This window comes from Phytopseudomonas seleniipraecipitans, assembly GCF_900102335.1.
GTDB lineage: Bacteria > Pseudomonadota > Gammaproteobacteria > Pseudomonadales > Pseudomonadaceae > Aquipseudomonas > Aquipseudomonas seleniipraecipitans.
Window position 1 is genome coordinate 859007 of sequence record NZ_FNBM01000001.1, and the last position, 16144, is coordinate 875150.

The window sequence follows — 16144 nt, forward strand, 5'->3', positions numbered from 1 at the left end:
CCTACCTCTGTTTGAATTGTTCGTGCCGATGCCAGCATCCCGCAGTAGAAAGATTGTCGCGTCCCGGTCTCCCGTTCATCTGCTCGGCTGTTGCCTGCTGGCAGCCGTTGCCGCGCTCGCGCTACCGAGTGCTCGCGCCGACGCAGACATTGCCGCTGGGGAAGCACTGTTCAAACGCAATTGCGGTAACTGTCACGCCGTTGGGCCCGGCGCGCGAGCCGCGTTCGGTCCGCAGCTCAACGGCATCTTTGGCCGCCATGCTGGTGCAACGGACTATCGCTACTCGCCTGCGATGCAGGCCGCCGAGGTGGTCTGGGATCACGACACCCTCAGCGCCTTCATCAAGGATTCCGATGAGGTGGTGCCGGGTAACAAGATGCGCTTCTGGGGAATCGGCAGCCAGGAGAAGATCGACAATCTGCTGATTTACCTGCAATCCCATCAGGAGCATTGAGCTTCCGCTCGAAGCCTCAGGCATTCAGTCTGAACGAAGCACCCGGTGCCGGCTCTGAAAATGCATACGCATTGCAACCGGGAACGGCCTGGCCGTTCGCGAGCCTCACTCTCGAACCACGGGATCGCTATGGCAGATGAACAGTACATTAACTGGTTGGTCGAGCAGTCCATGCTGCATACGGCCCGTCAGCGCACACGCCTGTATTCAGGCCAGGCACGTCTCTGGCAGCAACCCTATGCACTGGCCAGGCCGCGCAGCGTCACGGCCGTAGCCTCGGTGTGGCTGGCGGTCTACCCGGCGGCAATCATTACCGAGCCGGGTGGTTCGGTGCTGCAGGCGCTGGGTGATGAGCGGCTGTGGGCCGCGCTTTCCGAGCTTGGCGTGCAAGGCATCCATACCGGTCCGCTGCGCCGTGCTGGTGGGCTGCAGGGCCGTGAGTACACGCCGACGGTCGACGGCAACTTCGATCGCATCAGCCTGGAGATCGACCCGCAGTTCGGCACCGAGGAACAGCTGGTGCACCTCAGTCGTGTGGCGGCTGCGCACAACGCGGTGACCATCGACGATTCGATTCCTTCGCACACCGGCAAGGGTGCGGATTTCCGCCTGGCGGAAATGGCCTATGGCGACTATCCCGGCCTGTATCACATGGTGGAGATCCCTGAGTCCGACTGGGAGCTGTTGCCGCCATTGCCTGAGGGGCGAGACTCGGTGAACCTGTCACCGGCGGTGGTCGATGCGTTGCGCGACAAGCATTACATCGTGGGTCAGTTGCAGCGGGTGATCTTCTTCGAGCCTGGCGTCAAGGAAACCGACTGGAGCGCCACGGGCGAAATCACCGGTGTCGATGGCAAGGTCCGGCGCTGGGTGTACTTGCACTATTTCAAGGAAGGTCAGCCATCGCTGAACTGGCTGGACCCGACTTTCGCTGCCCAGCAACTGGTCACCGGCGAGTCGCTGCACGCCATCGACGTGATCGGTTCGCGGGTGCTGCGCCTCGATGCCAACGGCTTTTTGGGCGTCGAGCGACGTGCGCAGGGCAATGCCTGGTCGGAGAGCCATCCGCTGTCTCTGACCGGCAACCAGCTACTTGCCGGAATGATCCGCAAAGCCGGGGCGTTCAGTTTTCAGGAGCTTAATCTGACGCTGGATGACATCGCCGCCATGTCCCAGGGCGGCGCCGACATGGCGTATGACTTCATTACCCGGCCGGCCTATCAGCATGCGCTGCTGACCGGCGACGTGGAATTTCTGCGCCTGATGCTGCAGCAGATGCATGATTTTGGCATCGACCCGGCATCGCTGATCCACGCGCTGCAGAACCACGATGAACTGACCCTGGAGCTGGTGCATTTCTGGACGCTGCACGCCAACGACACCTACGTGTTCCGCGGCCAGAGTCTGCCAGGCAGCATCCTGCGTGAGCATATTCGTGGCGAAATGTACGAGCGACTGACTGGCGACCATGCGCCGTACAACCTGAAGTTCGTGACCAACGGCGTGGCTTGCACCACGGTGAGCATCATTACCGCGGCGCTGGGCATCCGTGACCTGAGCGCCATCAGCGAAGCCGATATCGAGCAGATTCGCCGGGTGCACTTGTTGCTGCTGATGTTCAACGCCATGCAGCCTGGCGTCGTGGCGCTATCGGGCTGGGATTTGGTGGGGGCGCTGCCGCTAGAGCCGGAGCAGGTGGCCGAGTTGATCGCCGAGGGTGATACGCGTTGGATCAACCGTGGCGGCTACGACCTGGTGGACCTTGACAGCGATGCCTTGCTGTCCGCCGAAGGCCTGCCTCGGGCTCGCCAGCTTTACGGTAGCCTCAGCGAACAGTTGCAGGACCCGCAATCCTTCGCCTCGCAGGCACGACGCATGTTCGCGGCGCGGCGCTCCCACGGCGTGGCATCCAGCCGACAAATTGCCGTGCCCGTGACCGAACACCCGGCGTTGTTGATCATGGTTCACGAGCTACCAGCCGGTCGTGGCATTCAGGTAACGGCGCTGAATTTCGGAGCAGAGGCATTGAGCGAGGTGATCACTCTGGAGCATGTCGAACCAGGCCCGGTGGTGGATATCATCCATGAGCGACTGCTTGGTGACCTGTCCGCCGATGGTCAGCTGCATATCCAGCTCCAGCCCTATGAAGGCCTGGCACTGCGTATCGCCAGCATGGCACCGGGAATAATGCCGGTCGACCACTGAGGCATATACCTGCGAAGCCTAAGCAAAGAAGCATTGGGTATTTGAGACGGCAGGGTGGCGCGCCGTATCGTCGCGCTTCACCGCGCGCCATGGGTGCCGTCGGCAGTCTGAATCGAGGTTTCAATGAACAGCGAGTTTGCCGCCAGTGGCGGCACCGAAGTAGACAGCTCACCGCAGTCGATCAACTGGCAGCTCGGGCAGACGGTGGCGAGTTTGCGCGACGCACGAACCGAGTGGCGCGACCGCTCCGGGCGTAATTCCGAGTTGGGTGGCCGTGAGCTGCCGTCTCGGCAGGCAATGGCCGCCGTACTCAACGGGCTGTGTGGTGCACTGTTCCCGATGCGCCTTGGGCCACCTGAGTTGCGCGAGGAGAGTGAGGACTATTACGTCGGTCACACCTTGGATCGGGCGCTTAATGGGCTGCTGGCGCAGGTGCGTCTGGAACTGCGTTACGCCGCCCGGCAGGCGGGCGGAGTTGCTGGGGACCTAGAACAGCAGGCGGTGTCCATCGTTCGTGATTTCGCCGCCGCGTTGCCAGCGCTTCGCCGCATGCTCGATGAGGATGTAGTTGCTGCCTACAACGGCGACCCGGCGGCGCGTAGCGTCGATGAAGTGCTGCTCTGCTATCCCGGTGTGCTGGCGATGATCTATCACCGCTTGGCCCATCACCTGTACCGCGCCGGTTTGCCACTGCTGGCGCGCATCGCCGCGGAAACCGCGCATGGCGCTACCGGCATCGACATTCACCCCGGCGCGCAGATCGGTCATAGCTTCTTTATCGATCACGGCACTGGCGTGGTGATTGGCGAGACCGCGATCATCGGCAACCACGTGCGCATCTATCAGGCCGTTACCCTCGGTGCCAAACGCTTTACCAGCGACGAGAGTGGCCAGCTGCACAAGGGGCAACCGCGTCACCCGATCGTCGAAGACGATGTGGTGATTTATGCCGGCGCGACGATTCTGGGGCGCATCACCATCGGCAAAGGATCGGTGATTGGCGGTAACGTCTGGCTGACCCGCAGCGTCGAGCCGGGCAGCAACGTGTCTCAGGCCAGCGCTCAACAGCGTGGCTGCTGAAACCACGCGGGCTTGATCGGTGTCACAGGATAGTCACCGAGTGCTTTTAGACTCGAGGCAAGACCAAAGGAAAAGCGAGGAGAACAGAGATGGATGATTATCAGGAAGAGTTGCTCGAGTCCCGCGCGGTAGAGCAGGACGCGCCCGAGTTCGCCGAAGACGCGACCGAGCTCTGAATACGGGTTTGCAGTGATCGCAGCGGTGCGCTGATTCCTTCAACCCGCTAGCTGCCAGCAGTCATTTACAGCAAAAGGCCCGATGCTCGCGCATCGGGCCTTTTCGTTGGCAACAGCCTTACACGGCCGTTATGGGTTGATCAGCGCTTTCACCACGCTGTCGACGTTGCCTTCCAGTTCAGCCAGCGGATCGTCGCTGTCGGTTTCCAGTACCAGCAACGGTACTCCGGCAGCCTTGACTGCGTCAGCCACCGGCTGCGGTGGCTGACGATGGCTCAGCACCAGAGCGACGTCGTCATCCTGCAGGGCGCTGGTCAATGCTTGCAGGGATTCAGCGTCCCATTCGCGATCATCACGGCTGTCGCTGCTGACCAGGTCAAGGTTGAGGCCGCTGATCAGGTAGTCCAGGCGGCTGCTCAGGCTATACACCGACAGGTTGTCGGCCTTGGCCAGTTCGGCTTCGCTGCTGGCGTTGAGCTTGAGCAGGCGCTGTTTGAAGGTGGCCAGGTTCTGTTCGACCTTGCTCTTGGCATCCGGCGCCAGGCGCACCAGGTCGGCGGCCGTTACGTCAGCCATGCGCCCCAGGTTGTTGATTGCCAGCCACGGGTAACTCTCCAGATCATTATCGCCCGCGGTCTCGGCCTGGGTAGCAATGCCGGGCAGGGCGCCGTCCACCGGCCGGGCGGCATCGATTTCGACGATACGGATATTGCTGCGGCGGGCCATGGGATACAGCGGGTCTTCGGACCAAAGCGAGCGCAGGCCGATGGCTGCGTCGGCGTCGAGCGCGACTTTTTGCAAGGCGCTGGCGCCACGGCCGGCGAAATACGAGACCTGGCGGCTGGCCGGCAGATTGGCCGGCGCGGCACGCTGAATGTGCACCTGGGTGCCTTCCAGCAGATCACTGGCCAGGCCGAAGGTGATCGGTTGCGAAACCAGAACGGTAACGTCCTTGGCCAGGGCAAGGCCAGGCAGGCTGAGCAATAGCGCGAGGCCGAGGTGGTGAAGTCGATGGGTCATCCCAGGTTCCCTTTCAGGCTTGGTACGACGCCGCGCGCAATGGCGGCGAGGGCGAAGGCGATACCGGCGATCATGATGATCGCGGCACCGGAGGGGATCGGCAGGTCCAGCAGGATTGGCAACATGATGCCGAGCAAGGTGCTGACGGTGGCGATCAGCACCGACAGCCAGAAGAAGCCTTTCAGCGATTGGCTGAGCAGGCGCGCCGCGGCGGCCGGAATCACCAGCAGGGCACCGACCAGAATCGCGCCGATGACCTTGACTGCGGCCACGGTGATCAGTGTCACCAGGATCACGAACAGGTAATCCAAGGTCTTCACGGCCACGCCACGTACGGCCGCCAGTTGCGGGTTGAAACTGGCCAGCATGATGCGGTTGTAGAGTGGCAGGGCCAGGCCCATCACCAGCGCACCGACTACCAGCAGCACCAGCAGGTCAGTGCCGTTGACCGTCAGCACCGAGCCGAACAGCACGTTCTCGAGGATATGCACATTGATGCGCCCGGCGAGAATCAGCAGCAGGCTGGCGCCCATCGCCAGTGACACCGACAGGAACACGCCGATCAGCGTATCCGGGGCGAGGCCGGTGCGGTTGCGCAGGTAGTTGAGCAGGATGCCGAACAGCAGCGCGTAGCCGAACAGCGCGCCATACGGTCCGGTGTACGGCTCGCCGAGCAAAATGCCGATGGCCACGCCGGTGAGGGCAGCGTGGCCGACCGCTTCGGAGAAGAAGGCGAAGCGCTTGACCACTACCAGCGTGCCGAGGCCGCCCAGCACCGGACCGATCAGCAGGCCGGCAAGCAGCGCGTTGATGACGAAACCGTAGGCCAGCGCTTCCGGCAGATAACCGGAAGACGCCCAACCCTGGATCATCAGGCGGAACTGTTCGTAGTCCATCATGGCTGCGAGGTCTCCGTGGCGCGTGCATGGGTGGAGAACAGGCTGAGCAGGCGCTCCGGGGTCAGCGCTTCAGCGGGCGGCGCGTCGAACAGCACGCGGCGGCTAAGGCCGGTGACGCGGTCGGCGAGGCGCTTGACCGCCTCCAGATCATGCTCGATCCACAACACGCTGATGCCGGCACGGCGCCAATCACCGAGCAGGCGCTCGAACACCTGGATGCCAGCTTCGTCCAGCGCCGACATCGGCTCGTCGAGCACCAGCAGCTGTGGCGCAGGGATCAGCCCTTGGGCCAGCAGTACGCGCTGGCGCTCACCACCGGACAGCGCGCCCATGCGGCGTTTGCGCTTCTCAAGCATGCCGACGCGCGCCAGAGCTGCATCGATGGCCTGCACATAGTGCTTCGACAAGCCAAGAAAGGCTGGGCGGCGCTGGCACATGGCGGCCATGAAATCGTCGACGGTCATCGGCAGGCCGCGGTCGAATTCCAGCGCCTGCGGCACATAGCCGATGGTGCCGACGGCGCCTGGCCATGCCAGGCTGAGTTTGCCCTGGTGCGGCATCTGGCCAAGCAGAGTCTTGATCAGCGAGCTCTTGCCGCCGCCGTTAGGACCAACCAGCGCGTGTACGCTGCCGGGCTGCACCTTGAAGCTGACGTTGTCGAGAATCTGCGTGCGGCCGAGCACCAGGCTGACCTGCTGAAAGTCGATGGTCGGGCCAATGGCAGCGACGTTGAGGTTTTCGGCTGCAGTCATTTACCGGCGTCCTGAATCGCGCGCACCACGGTGTTCATGTTGTTGGTCATCTCTTTCTCGTACTTCTCGGCGCTGTATTCGCCGTAGGAAATGTGCGAGAGCGGATACAACTTCACGCCAGATTCACGCTGAATGGTATCGACGTAGGTGGAAGGGAAGTCCAGTTCGGAGAAGATCACCTTCACGTCCAGCTCGCGCAGTTGGTCGATGGTCTTCTTCAGCTGGCTGGGGCTTGGCTCGATGCCATGGGCTGGCTCAACCACCGCAGTGACTTCCAGGCCGAATTCACGCAGCAGGTAGTCATAGGCAGCATGCACGGTGGCTACACGCAGGTCGGCATTGGGCGCTTCGGTCAGCTGGGCGAGGGCATCGGCGCGCAGCTTGCGCAGGCGTTTGCCATAAGCGCGGGCGTTCTGGGTGTAGGTCTTGGCGTTGTCCGGGTCGAGCTTGCCCAGTTCGCGGGCGATATTGTTGATCTGCGCGATGGAGGCGCTGATCGACAGGAACGTGTGCGGATTGACCACCTTGCCGGCGCCACGCGCGGCGATACCGGTGGCAGCCAGCAGCGGCACGTTGGCGTTGGCTTCGATGATCTCGATATCCGGTTTCTCGCTGGCGGCGATCATCCGATCGGCGAAATCGTCATGGCCGACGCCGTTGAGCACCACCACGTCCAGCGAGCCGATGCGCTTGATGTCTTCCGAACGCGGCTCGTAGGCATGCGGGTTGAAGCCGGCTGGAATCAGCGGCACCACTTCGGCCTTGTCGCCGACGATATTGCTCACATAGCTGTAATAGGGATGCAGGGTGATGCCGATACGCAGGCGCTTGGCATCAGCGGCACTGGCCGCACCGACGAACAGCAGGGCGAACAGGCCGATAGCCAGGCGTGACAGCAGCGGGCGAGCGCGAAACAAATGGGAAATAAGCATTGGCGGGCGGTCTTCTGTCGGTGAATCGGAGGCGGTCAGTGGCGATGTTGCCGGGTGACACCTGCGTCGTACTGGGAGGCGATCTGCTGCCAGCCGGCAGCGATCAGGCTTTGCGCGTCGAGGCTGGACGGCTCCTCGCTGCTGGTGCGGTTGAGCCAGATATCGGCCTGGGCCTGTTCCGCGTCGCCGAGCATCAGCAGGGAGCCGGCCACATCGAGTGCCTGGCTCGCACCGAAATACGCCAGCTCATCGCCAGGCAACTGCTGCCACTGATGGCTGCCGCGGCTGACCGCGCTGGCGTCGTCGACAAAAGGCGGGAAGCCTTCGTCGGCCATTTCTTCAGGGCTCAGCAACGTCTGCTCTTCATCGCGGCGGATCTGGATCTCATCGAAGGCAACACGCAGGTCAGCGTAGATGCCTTGTTCCGCAGGCGTGAGGTCTCGGCGAGCATCGATCTGGTGGCTCTCGATGCTGGTTTCGCTATCCGTTTCACTGTGCCAGGCCACTACCGAGCCGGCCGCCAAGAGGATAGCCAGGCACAGCAGGAGCACGTACAGGGTTTCATGACCAGCACCAGCAGGGCGTACGACCTGAACCGTCATGGAGCCTCTATTTCTGTGTGGTCGATTTCCACGATGTGGCCGGGGCCGGCATCGAACAGCACGTAGAATTCGCCCTCGGGGCGCTTGAAGGTGATGGTCGAATCATCGGCCAGCTTGCCGGGCACCAGGATGCTTTCGTCATAGCCGATCACGTCAAGCGTCACTCCGGCGGCACCGCTGCCATCGGAGAAACCACCGGTGCAGCGGATGTTCTCGGCGTCCAGGTCTTCGCACTGGCACATCGGGTTATGCGCCAGAGCGGCGCCGCTGAGGGCCAGCAGCGCGGCGCCTGTGGCCAGGCGTAGGGATTTAGCGTTGATCATTACTTGCCTCCTTGTTGTTTCTTCAGCCAGGCGACGGTAGAGGGAGATGCCTGCTCGAGCGGCACGGAGGCCTGGTGCACGGAACCGTCCCAGCCCTCCATGGTGATCCACAGCTCGGCATTGGGCTTGGTGCGCGCCGGCAGCGGCACGGTGGCGCCCATGCGGTGAGCGGTACCGAAGAATATGCCACCGGCAGCGCGCAGGCTGCGCGGTTTGCCGATGCGCAGGTAGGTAGCCTTGACCTGGCTGGCGCATTCGGCACAGAGCGCGCCATTGAACGCCTTCATGTAGCCCGCCGGGCCATCGAGTTCCGGCGGCGCAGCGCGAAACTCCGCCAGGCGAATCGCCCAGGGGCCTACCGGCACTTCACCAATCGTTCGTTCGCCCAGCCCGCTGGTGCCGCGAAACAGTGCCACATCGGCAAAATACTTGGGCATGAACGCCAGCGGAATGATCACCAGCAGGACGTTGATGTGGAAGCGCCACTTGTACCAGAAGCGGCTCAGCGGCGAGGCAGGTTGCGCTGCAATGGCCTTGCTCATGCCTTGACCTCCCTGTTGTCGGTGACGGAACCAGCCTCACGCACCCGGGCCGGGCGTTTGATGACCTTGGCAGTGGCTTGCGCGGTGCGCTTGGTCCAGATCAGCAGGCCGCTGAGTACCATCATGCTCAGCATCAGGCCGAAGAAGAACCAGATCATCTTGATCCAGATGCCGCCGAAGTCGCCGGTGTGCAACGGGCGCATGGATTCGGTGACGAACTCCAGCTTGGAGCGATCCTCGAGCAGGCGCTGTTGTGCCACTTCGCCGGTATAGGGGTTGATGGAGGCGCTCTGGAACATCAGCGGGTACCAGCCGCGGCCACTGACGGAAATGTGGTCATAGGCGTTGCTCGGCAGACGGGTGAAGCTCACGTCCAGGCTTGGCACCTTGCTGATCGCAATCTGCGCGGCTTCATCCAGGCCGATCATCGGGATCGGCTCGCCGGGCCTGACGTTAGGCACGTCTTCACGAGCGACCACGGCAGGTACGCCCTCGGTGGAGATGGAAATCTGGTTGTCGAACAGGATCGCCTGGATCAGGAACCATATACCGGTGATCGACACCACGGCGATGAACCAGATCGACCAGATGCCGCTCAGCCGATGGAAGTCGCCCCAGAACACCCGAGCGCCCTGGTTGAAGCGCAGGCGTGGTTTGAAGAAGCCCTTCCAGAACTTCTTGTAGACCACCAGGCCAGTGATCAACGACAGCAGCATGGGGATGCCCATCATCGACACCAGGTACCAGCCCCAGCTGAAACCGTTGGTGAACGGCACCAGCCACCAGCCGTGCAACGCACGGGTGAACTGGCGGAAGTCGAATTGCGGGCTGACGCCCTGAATGTCGCCGGTATACGGATTGACGTACAGCGTCGGCATACTGCCGTCGGGGTAGGCAACGCGGGCGGTGAGGGCAAAGTGCGACTCGTCCGGGCGGCTGATCGACTGCACGATGAGCTGCGGTTCGGCCTTGTTGATCGCGGCGAGAACCTGGCCGAAGGTCAGCAGTTCGGCATCGTCGGATGGCTTGGTGGCGCGCACGTCCGGGTTGGCCAGCCAGACGATTTCCTGGCTGACCACCGCCAGGGTGCCGGTGACACAGACGATCAGCACGAAGAACCAGATAGGCAGTGCGAGCCAGCTGTGAACGAGGAACCAGATTTTCGAGCGCGACTTTTTGGACATTGAATATCAGTCTTGTTGGGAGGCCATGGCCGCTGGCGGCACAACGAACAGGGCTCTTTATTAACGGACAAAACCCCGTCGGCCCGTTAGGCGACGAGGGAGTAACCACATGACGGACGAGCAGATGATGTGCGCGTTGCGTATAGGTTACTGATTAAGACGAATGAGAAGCGTAAATCCCGCAGCTGCAAATGAAAATAATTATTTCATAGATTCAGACGCGCTGCTCTGCAGCCGATCAGCGCGTCGCAGTTCACCTGGGGTTTGCTGCAGCCAGCGCTTGAAGGCCCGTTGGAAAGCCTCCGCCGAGGCGAAACCGAGCAGGTAGGCGATTTCGCCGAACGACAGCTCGGTATCGCGCACATAGGCCAGCGCGAGATCGCGGCGGGTTTCGTTGACGATGGTACTGAAGCGTGTGCCTTCTTCGGCGAGGCGCCGGCGCAGTGTCCAGCTCGGCAGTTGCAGGTGCCTGGCAATCTCGTTCATGTCGGGCTCGCTGCCGTGCAGGCGCGGGCCAAGCAATTGGCTGACGCGCTCGCGCAGGCTGTGTGTGCGGGTCAGGCGCTGTAACTCCAGCTCGCAGAGCCGCTGCAGTTCTTTCCAGGTGCCAGGGCAGTGCAGCGGGTTGCGCAGTTCCAATGTCTGCCGATCGAGTCGCAACCCGTTGAAGGGCGCATCGAAGGTAGGTGAGCACTTGAACGGATGCTCATAGCGCTCGGCGTAGCCAGGCGGCGAAAACTCCAGGTGCAGCGCTGCGGCCGTCAGTGGCGCCTCGGCGAGTGTCGCCAGCTGCTGCAGCCAGCCGGCAAGAACTGCATCGACCACGAAGCGGTTGTAGGCGTTGTACGGGCCGATCGAATGAAAGCGCAGCCAGGCACCGTCATCGTCTTCATCCACGCTTGACTGCCCACGATAATTGGATGCGTACAGCAGTTCGAAGCGAATCAGCGTCCGTGCAGCCTCGCGTACCGTTGGCGCTTGGGCCGCGGTGATGCCAGCCAAACCCAATTGATGCAGGCGCATGCAACGGCCCATCAGCAGGCCCAGCGCGGGCTCGCCTGTCAGCTCGATGGCGCTATGCCCCAGGTGCATGTAGCGGGGGATGGACAGACGCGCACGGGGCTCTGCCAGCCGCTCGGCATCCAGGCCATAACGTGCCAGTAGCGGCTGCGGGGCATGCCCCAGTTGGCGCATGGCATCGGCAAGGCTATAGATAAAACCGACCGAGAGGTCGCCCAGACGGATACGTGAGGAGTTCATGGACGCATGACGGCAAATGGTCGAGCCTGCAGATTACGTCGCTCAGCGGCAGGCTGCCAGCACTGCTGTTATTTTCGATCAGTAACTTGTCAGTTTGGGTCATTGAGCGAGGCGCTGTGCTTCACTATCGTCTGCTGCATATCGATCGCCGCCCACAGAGGCGGCGGCACTCCGTGATCAACGCCGATGGATGCCTGACATGACCGCCTACCCGCATTTGCTCGCTCCTCTGGACCTGGGTTTCGTGACCCTCAAGAACCGTACGCTGATGGGGTCGATGCACACCGGCCTGGAAGAAAAGCCCGGTGGGTTCGAGCGCATGGCTGCGTACTTCGCCGAGCGGGCTCGGGGCGGCGTTGGCCTGATGGTCACGGGCGGCATCGCGCCCAACGAAGAAGGTGGCGTGTACGCTGGCGCTGCCAAACTGAGCACTGCCGAGGAGGCCGACAGGCACCGCATCGTCACCCAGGCGGTGCATGAGGCGGATGGCCGTATCTGTCTGCAGATCCTGCATGCCGGGCGCTACGCCTACAGCCCCAAGCAAGTCGCGCCGAGCGCCATTCAGGCGCCGATCAACCCATTCAAACCACGCGAGCTGGACGAGGAGGGCATCGAGAAACAGATCGCCGATTTCGTCAATTGTGCCGTGCTGGCGCGCCAAGCCGGGTACGACGGCGTCGAGATCATGGGGTCCGAAGGCTACTTCATCAATCAGTTCCTCGCGGCTCATACCAACCAGCGTACTGATCGCTGGGGCGGCAGCTACGAGAACCGCATGCGCCTGCCGGTGGAGATCGTGCGCCGGGTGCGCGAGGCGGTCGGCAGCGATTTCATCATCATCTATCGGCTGTCGATGCTCGACCTTGTGGAAGGCGGCAGCGACTGGCAGGAAATCATCGTGCTGGCCAAAGCCATCGAGGCGGCGGGAGCAACCCTGATCAACACGGGTATCGGCTGGCACGAGGCGCGTATTCCGACCATCGCCACCAAGGTGCCGCGCGCGGCCTTTACCAAAGTGACTGCCAAGCTGCGTGGCGAGGTGTCGATTCCGCTGATCACCACCAACCGCATCAATACCCCGGAGGTGGCCGAGCGCGTCCTGGCCGAAGGCGATGCCGACATGGTATCCATGGCTCGGCCATTCCTCGCTGACCCTGAATTCGTCAACAAGGCGGCAGCCGGTCGAAGCGATGAAATCAACACCTGCATCGGCTGCAATCAGGCCTGCCTGGACCACACCTTTAGCGGCAAACTGACCACCTGCCTGGTCAACCCGCGCGCTTGCCATGAAACCGAGCTGAACTACATCCCGACTACCGCAGTGAAGTCGATTGCTGTGGTCGGTGCCGGGCCAGCGGGTCTGGCTGCCGCCACGGTAGCCGCAGAGCGCGGCCACCGCGTCACGCTGTTCGACGCTGCGAGCGAAATCGGTGGCCAGTTCAATGTCGCCAAACGCGTGCCCGGCAAAGAGGAGTTTTTCGAAACCCTGCGCTACTTCAAGCGCAAGCTGGAAACCACCGGCGTCGACCTGCGCCTCAATACTCGGGTCAGCGCCCGCGAGCTGCTCGAGTCTGGTTTCGATGAAGTCATCCTCGCTACCGGCATCGTGCCGCGTACGCCAGCGATTCCAGGCATCGAACACCCCAAGGTGATCAGTTATCTGGACGCCATCCTGCAGCGCAAGCCGGTCGGCCAGAAGGTTGCGGTCATCGGTGCTGGCGGTATCGGCTTCGACGTCAGCGAATTCATCAGTCACGCGGGCCCGGCTACCAGTCTGGATCGTGATGCGTTCTGGCGAGAGTGGGGCATTGATCCCGCACTGGAGGCTCGCGGCGGAGTCGCCGGTATGCAGGCCGAAGTCGAGCCTGCTGCGCGCCAGATTTTTCTGCTGCAGCGCAAGAAGAGCAAGGTCGGTGACGGCCTGGGCAAGACCACCGGCTGGATTCACCGCGCGGGCCTGAAGAACAAGCAGGTGCAGATGATCAATGCGGTCGAATACCTGAAAGTCGACGATGACGGCCTGCACATTCGCGTCGCCGAGGGCGAGCCGCAGGTATTGCCGGTCGATACGGTAATTCTCTGCGCGGGCCAGGACCCACTGCGCGAGCTGCAGGATGAACTGTTGGCCGCCGGGCAAGCGGTGCATCTGATCGGCGGCGCCGATGTGGCGGCCGAACTGGACGCCAAACGTGCCATCGGCCAAGGTTCGCGCCTTGCTGCATCCCTCTAACGCGAGGCTGTGCAAGAGGCTCTACCGAGCGGGTCACAGTTCGGCGCTGCCATTCGTCCTGGGGCTGAATGACTGCCAACCGGGTCACACAGTCCATGCTGCGTTCTCGCCTAGACTTGCCTGACCGCAGCGGTAGGGCTGCGGCTGGCAGGCAACCGAGCGCCATCATTCGTCTGGAGAACATCGATGAGCAAGCCGCAACAGATCGAGGCCGTGATGTTCTTCGCCGAAGACGGCAGCGTCGGCAAGCAGATGTTCTACACGGAGTTCGAAACGCTGCTCGATGGCCTGGTGAAGATGCCGGATTTCGCCGATCAGCAGGTGCGCGCTACCTATCTGATGATCAATGCACGCTTGCAGATTCGTTCCGCCGTGTTCTTCTATCTGGACTTCGACGAAAGCGGCGCGCCCGACAGCGGCTGGAATATACCGCTGCAACAGATGGCCGAGCGCGCTGGACGGGGTCCTGATCTGGGCGCCGGGCCAATCCGGCTCGCCTGTCGTAGCCAGTGCCCGGTTTCCTGGCACCAGATGCACCTGTGGGACCCCACCCTGGCCGCCGGCAACAACGATCTGGCGCTGTTGCGTGACACCGTCAAGGTGAACAGCCTGGGCATCGTGCTCAAGGAAGAGGAGAGCAGAACAGTTGCCCCTGGGCGCTTACAGGTTGCCTCCGAGGATCAATGGTACGCCGTGGACTCGTCCCGCGACCTTGCCGAAAAGGTCGCCGAGCGGCTGTCCCACGACTATCGCCAGAAAGCTGCGCAGCTGGTCAAGCAGCAGCGTGAACGACTTGCCCATTTGAATCAGGAACACCAGGCCGAGCTCGCCCGCGTTGCGGCAACAGTCGCAGCGCAGCGCGTTGAACTGCAAGAGCAGATGCAGGCGCTGCACCAGGCCCTGCGCCAGCAGGAAGCCCACAACCAAACCCTGAAAAACCAGCTGACCGAACAGCTTGCTGCGCAGCAGAGCGAGCGTGACGAAATGGCCATTCGTCTACGTGGCGCGGAGCGTCATGCGCGCACTGAGCGGGAGGTTCTGCGCGAGCAGTTGGATGAAGAGTTGCGTGCTCACGTTCTCGCCGCTCAGATAGCGGCCGAAGAGCAGGCCCGGCATCGTGAAGCGCAAGCAGCGCAGCGCGGTGCCCATGGGGTACTCGAACGACTAGCCGGGCAGGGCGTGGTGTTCGTGGTGTTCCACCCAGGCGCCGGCCACCTTACCGTGCCGTTGCAGGATGTCGATCGCTACCTGGCCAGCCCACTGGGCTACGCGGCTAGCAAGTGTTTCGTGCCCGAGCCGCAGTACCGGCAATGGCTGGCCCATTATCAGCGGCCGCGTTGCGATGGCCTGCATGCCGATGGCCAACGCTGCGACACGGTGCTGGAGCGCGTCGAAGCGCCAGGGCGCTTTGTTTCGGGTGAGTCCAATTGCTGCCTGCTGCACAAAGCTGCGGCGCGGTTGCGTACCGTGAGCTAGAAACTGACCTCGGCGGGTGGACAAACCGCTGGGATACACTGGCCGGCCCCACTCCAGCGGCAGCGTACTTTCATGGATTCAACCTCACTCGCTACCGTAACAAGCTGGTGCCCACACGCACCGCTACAGCGCGTGTCTTTCGACTGGCTGGCCGGGGTCGAATTGGCGGTGTTGCGGCTCGACCTGATCGATCCGCTGATCAGCGGCAACAAGTGGTTCAAGCTCGCCCCGCATCTGCACGCTGCCGCGCAGCAGGGTGCGCGCGGCATCATCAGCCTGGGCGGCGCCCACTCCAATCACCTGCATGCACTGGCTGCCGCTGGCCAGCGGTTTTCGTTTCCCACCGTCGGTCTGTTACGCGGTGAACCTCAGGACACGCCCACCGTCCGCGACCTGCAGCGCTTCGGTATGCAACTGCACTGGCTGGGCTACGGCGGCTATCGTGCGCGGCACCGTGAGGGTTTCTGGGCGGACTGGCACGCGCGCTACCCTGAGTTCTGCGCCGTGCCGGAAGGCGGCGGCGGTTTGTTCGGGGCGCAGGGCTGCACCACGCTGGTCGAATTGACGAACGAGCAGTTGGCGGTGCTCGGCTGGGCGGATTACCACGGGTGGTGGCTGGCAGCCGGCACCGGTACCACGCTGGCGGGATTGGTGATGGGCGAGGGCGGGCGTCGGCCGGTTTACGGGGCGCTGGCGGTACCGCTCGATCACGGCGTGCCGGAGCAGGTTCAGGCGCTGCTAACCCAGGCGGGGCTGGCGAATGCGGGTTATCAGCTGATCGACGCCAGTCGCGGCGGTTTCGCCCGGCGCGATGCCGAGCTGCTTGCTTTCATGGAGCAGTGTGAGCAAGAGAGCGGCTTGCCGCTCGAGCCGCTGTATACCGCCAAAGCGTTGATGGCGTTGCGCGAGGCGATCAGCAATGGGCTGATCAGGCCCGGCATGCGGTTGGTTTTCGTGCATACCGGCGGCCTGCAGGGACGCCGAGCGGCGTTACTGGCGGGCGTTTGAA

The 16144-nt window shown here is 62.8% G+C and carries 15 protein-coding genes; 6 read left to right on the forward strand and 9 right to left on the reverse strand.

The features are described 5' to 3' along the window. Positions 1 to 28 precede the first annotated feature (28 nt). The 3 genes from BLS60_RS03970 to epsC all read left to right on the forward strand — a co-directional run bounded on the left by BLS60_RS03970 (position 29) and on the right by epsC (position 3739). Positions 29 to 454, forward strand: a complete 426-nt coding sequence (locus BLS60_RS03970) for a c-type cytochrome (protein WP_083328776.1) — start codon at positions 29 to 31, stop codon at positions 452 to 454. Positions 455 to 583: 129 nt separating this feature from the next. Then, complete coding sequence (gene treS, locus BLS60_RS03975; RefSeq protein WP_420848407.1) at positions 584 to 2659, forward strand: maltose alpha-D-glucosyltransferase; 2076 nt, start codon at positions 584 to 586, stop codon at positions 2657 to 2659. A gap of 123 nt (positions 2660 to 2782) precedes the next feature. Beyond that, positions 2783 to 3739, forward strand: coding sequence for a serine O-acetyltransferase EpsC (gene epsC, locus BLS60_RS03980; protein WP_092364879.1), 957 nt, complete (start codon positions 2783 to 2785; stop codon positions 3737 to 3739). A 305-nt stretch (positions 3740 to 4044) separates the two neighbouring features. Here epsC and BLS60_RS03985 read toward each other — a convergent pair whose 3' ends face one another. From BLS60_RS03985 to BLS60_RS04025, 9 genes are all read right to left on the reverse strand, one after another. Continuing rightward, positions 4045 to 4935 (reverse strand): metal ABC transporter solute-binding protein, Zn/Mn family, encoded by an 891-nt coding sequence (locus BLS60_RS03985; protein ID WP_092364882.1) that lies wholly within the window; start codon positions 4933 to 4935, stop codon positions 4045 to 4047. Further along, positions 4932 to 5831 (reverse strand): metal ABC transporter permease, encoded by a 900-nt coding sequence (locus BLS60_RS03990; protein WP_092365339.1) that lies wholly within the window; start codon positions 5829 to 5831, stop codon positions 4932 to 4934. The genes BLS60_RS03985 and BLS60_RS03990 overlap by 4 nt, the downstream gene beginning before the upstream one ends. Then, positions 5831 to 6586 (reverse strand): metal ABC transporter ATP-binding protein, encoded by a 756-nt coding sequence (locus tag BLS60_RS03995; RefSeq protein WP_092364885.1) that lies wholly within the window; start codon positions 6584 to 6586, stop codon positions 5831 to 5833. The genes BLS60_RS03990 and BLS60_RS03995 overlap by 1 nt, the downstream gene beginning before the upstream one ends. Then, a complete protein-coding gene (locus BLS60_RS04000; protein WP_092364888.1) occupies positions 6583 to 7518 on the reverse strand; it encodes a metal ABC transporter substrate-binding protein in 936 nt (311 codons plus the stop codon). Before BLS60_RS04000 ends, BLS60_RS03995 begins: the two co-directional genes overlap by 4 nt. 35 nt (positions 7519 to 7553) lie before the next feature. Further along, on the reverse strand, positions 7554 to 8120 hold the full coding sequence (locus BLS60_RS04005; RefSeq protein WP_092364891.1) for a DUF6162 family protein: 567 nt from the start codon (positions 8118 to 8120) through the stop codon (positions 7554 to 7556). Next, a complete protein-coding gene (locus BLS60_RS04010; RefSeq protein WP_092364894.1) occupies positions 8117 to 8443 on the reverse strand; it encodes a hypothetical protein in 327 nt (108 codons plus the stop codon). The genes BLS60_RS04005 and BLS60_RS04010 overlap by 4 nt, the downstream gene beginning before the upstream one ends. Next, positions 8443 to 8985 carry a thiamine pyrophosphate-binding protein gene (locus tag BLS60_RS04015; protein WP_092364897.1) on the reverse strand — a complete coding sequence of 181 codons (543 nt, stop codon included), beginning with the start codon at positions 8983 to 8985 and terminating at the stop codon, positions 8443 to 8445. The genes BLS60_RS04010 and BLS60_RS04015 overlap by 1 nt, the downstream gene beginning before the upstream one ends. Next, positions 8982 to 10169 (reverse strand): PepSY-associated TM helix domain-containing protein, encoded by a 1188-nt coding sequence (locus tag BLS60_RS04020; RefSeq protein WP_070883909.1) that lies wholly within the window; start codon positions 10167 to 10169, stop codon positions 8982 to 8984. The genes BLS60_RS04015 and BLS60_RS04020 overlap by 4 nt, the downstream gene beginning before the upstream one ends. A 201-nt stretch (positions 10170 to 10370) precedes the next feature. Then, positions 10371 to 11429 carry an AraC family transcriptional regulator gene (locus BLS60_RS04025; protein WP_092364900.1) on the reverse strand — a complete coding sequence of 353 codons (1059 nt, stop codon included), beginning with the start codon at positions 11427 to 11429 and terminating at the stop codon, positions 10371 to 10373. Positions 11430 to 11628: 199 nt separating this feature from the next. Here BLS60_RS04025 and BLS60_RS04030 point away from each other — a divergent pair, with 199 nt between their 5' ends. The 3 genes from BLS60_RS04030 (at position 11629) to BLS60_RS04040 (ending at position 16143) form a co-directional block, all read left to right on the forward strand. Beyond that, positions 11629 to 13659, forward strand: a complete 2031-nt coding sequence (locus BLS60_RS04030; protein WP_092364903.1) for an NADPH-dependent 2,4-dienoyl-CoA reductase — start codon at positions 11629 to 11631, stop codon at positions 13657 to 13659. A gap of 186 nt (positions 13660 to 13845) precedes the next feature. Beyond that, on the forward strand, positions 13846 to 15135 hold the full coding sequence (locus BLS60_RS04035; RefSeq protein ID WP_092364906.1) for a chromosome partitioning protein ParA: 1290 nt from the start codon (positions 13846 to 13848) through the stop codon (positions 15133 to 15135). Between the two features lie 72 nt (positions 15136 to 15207). Next, the gene (locus tag BLS60_RS04040; RefSeq protein ID WP_092364909.1) at positions 15208 to 16143 is read left to right on the forward strand and encodes a 1-aminocyclopropane-1-carboxylate deaminase/D-cysteine desulfhydrase; all 936 of its coding nucleotides are present in this window, start codon (positions 15208 to 15210) and stop codon (positions 16141 to 16143) included. Position 16144 lies beyond the last annotated feature (1 nt).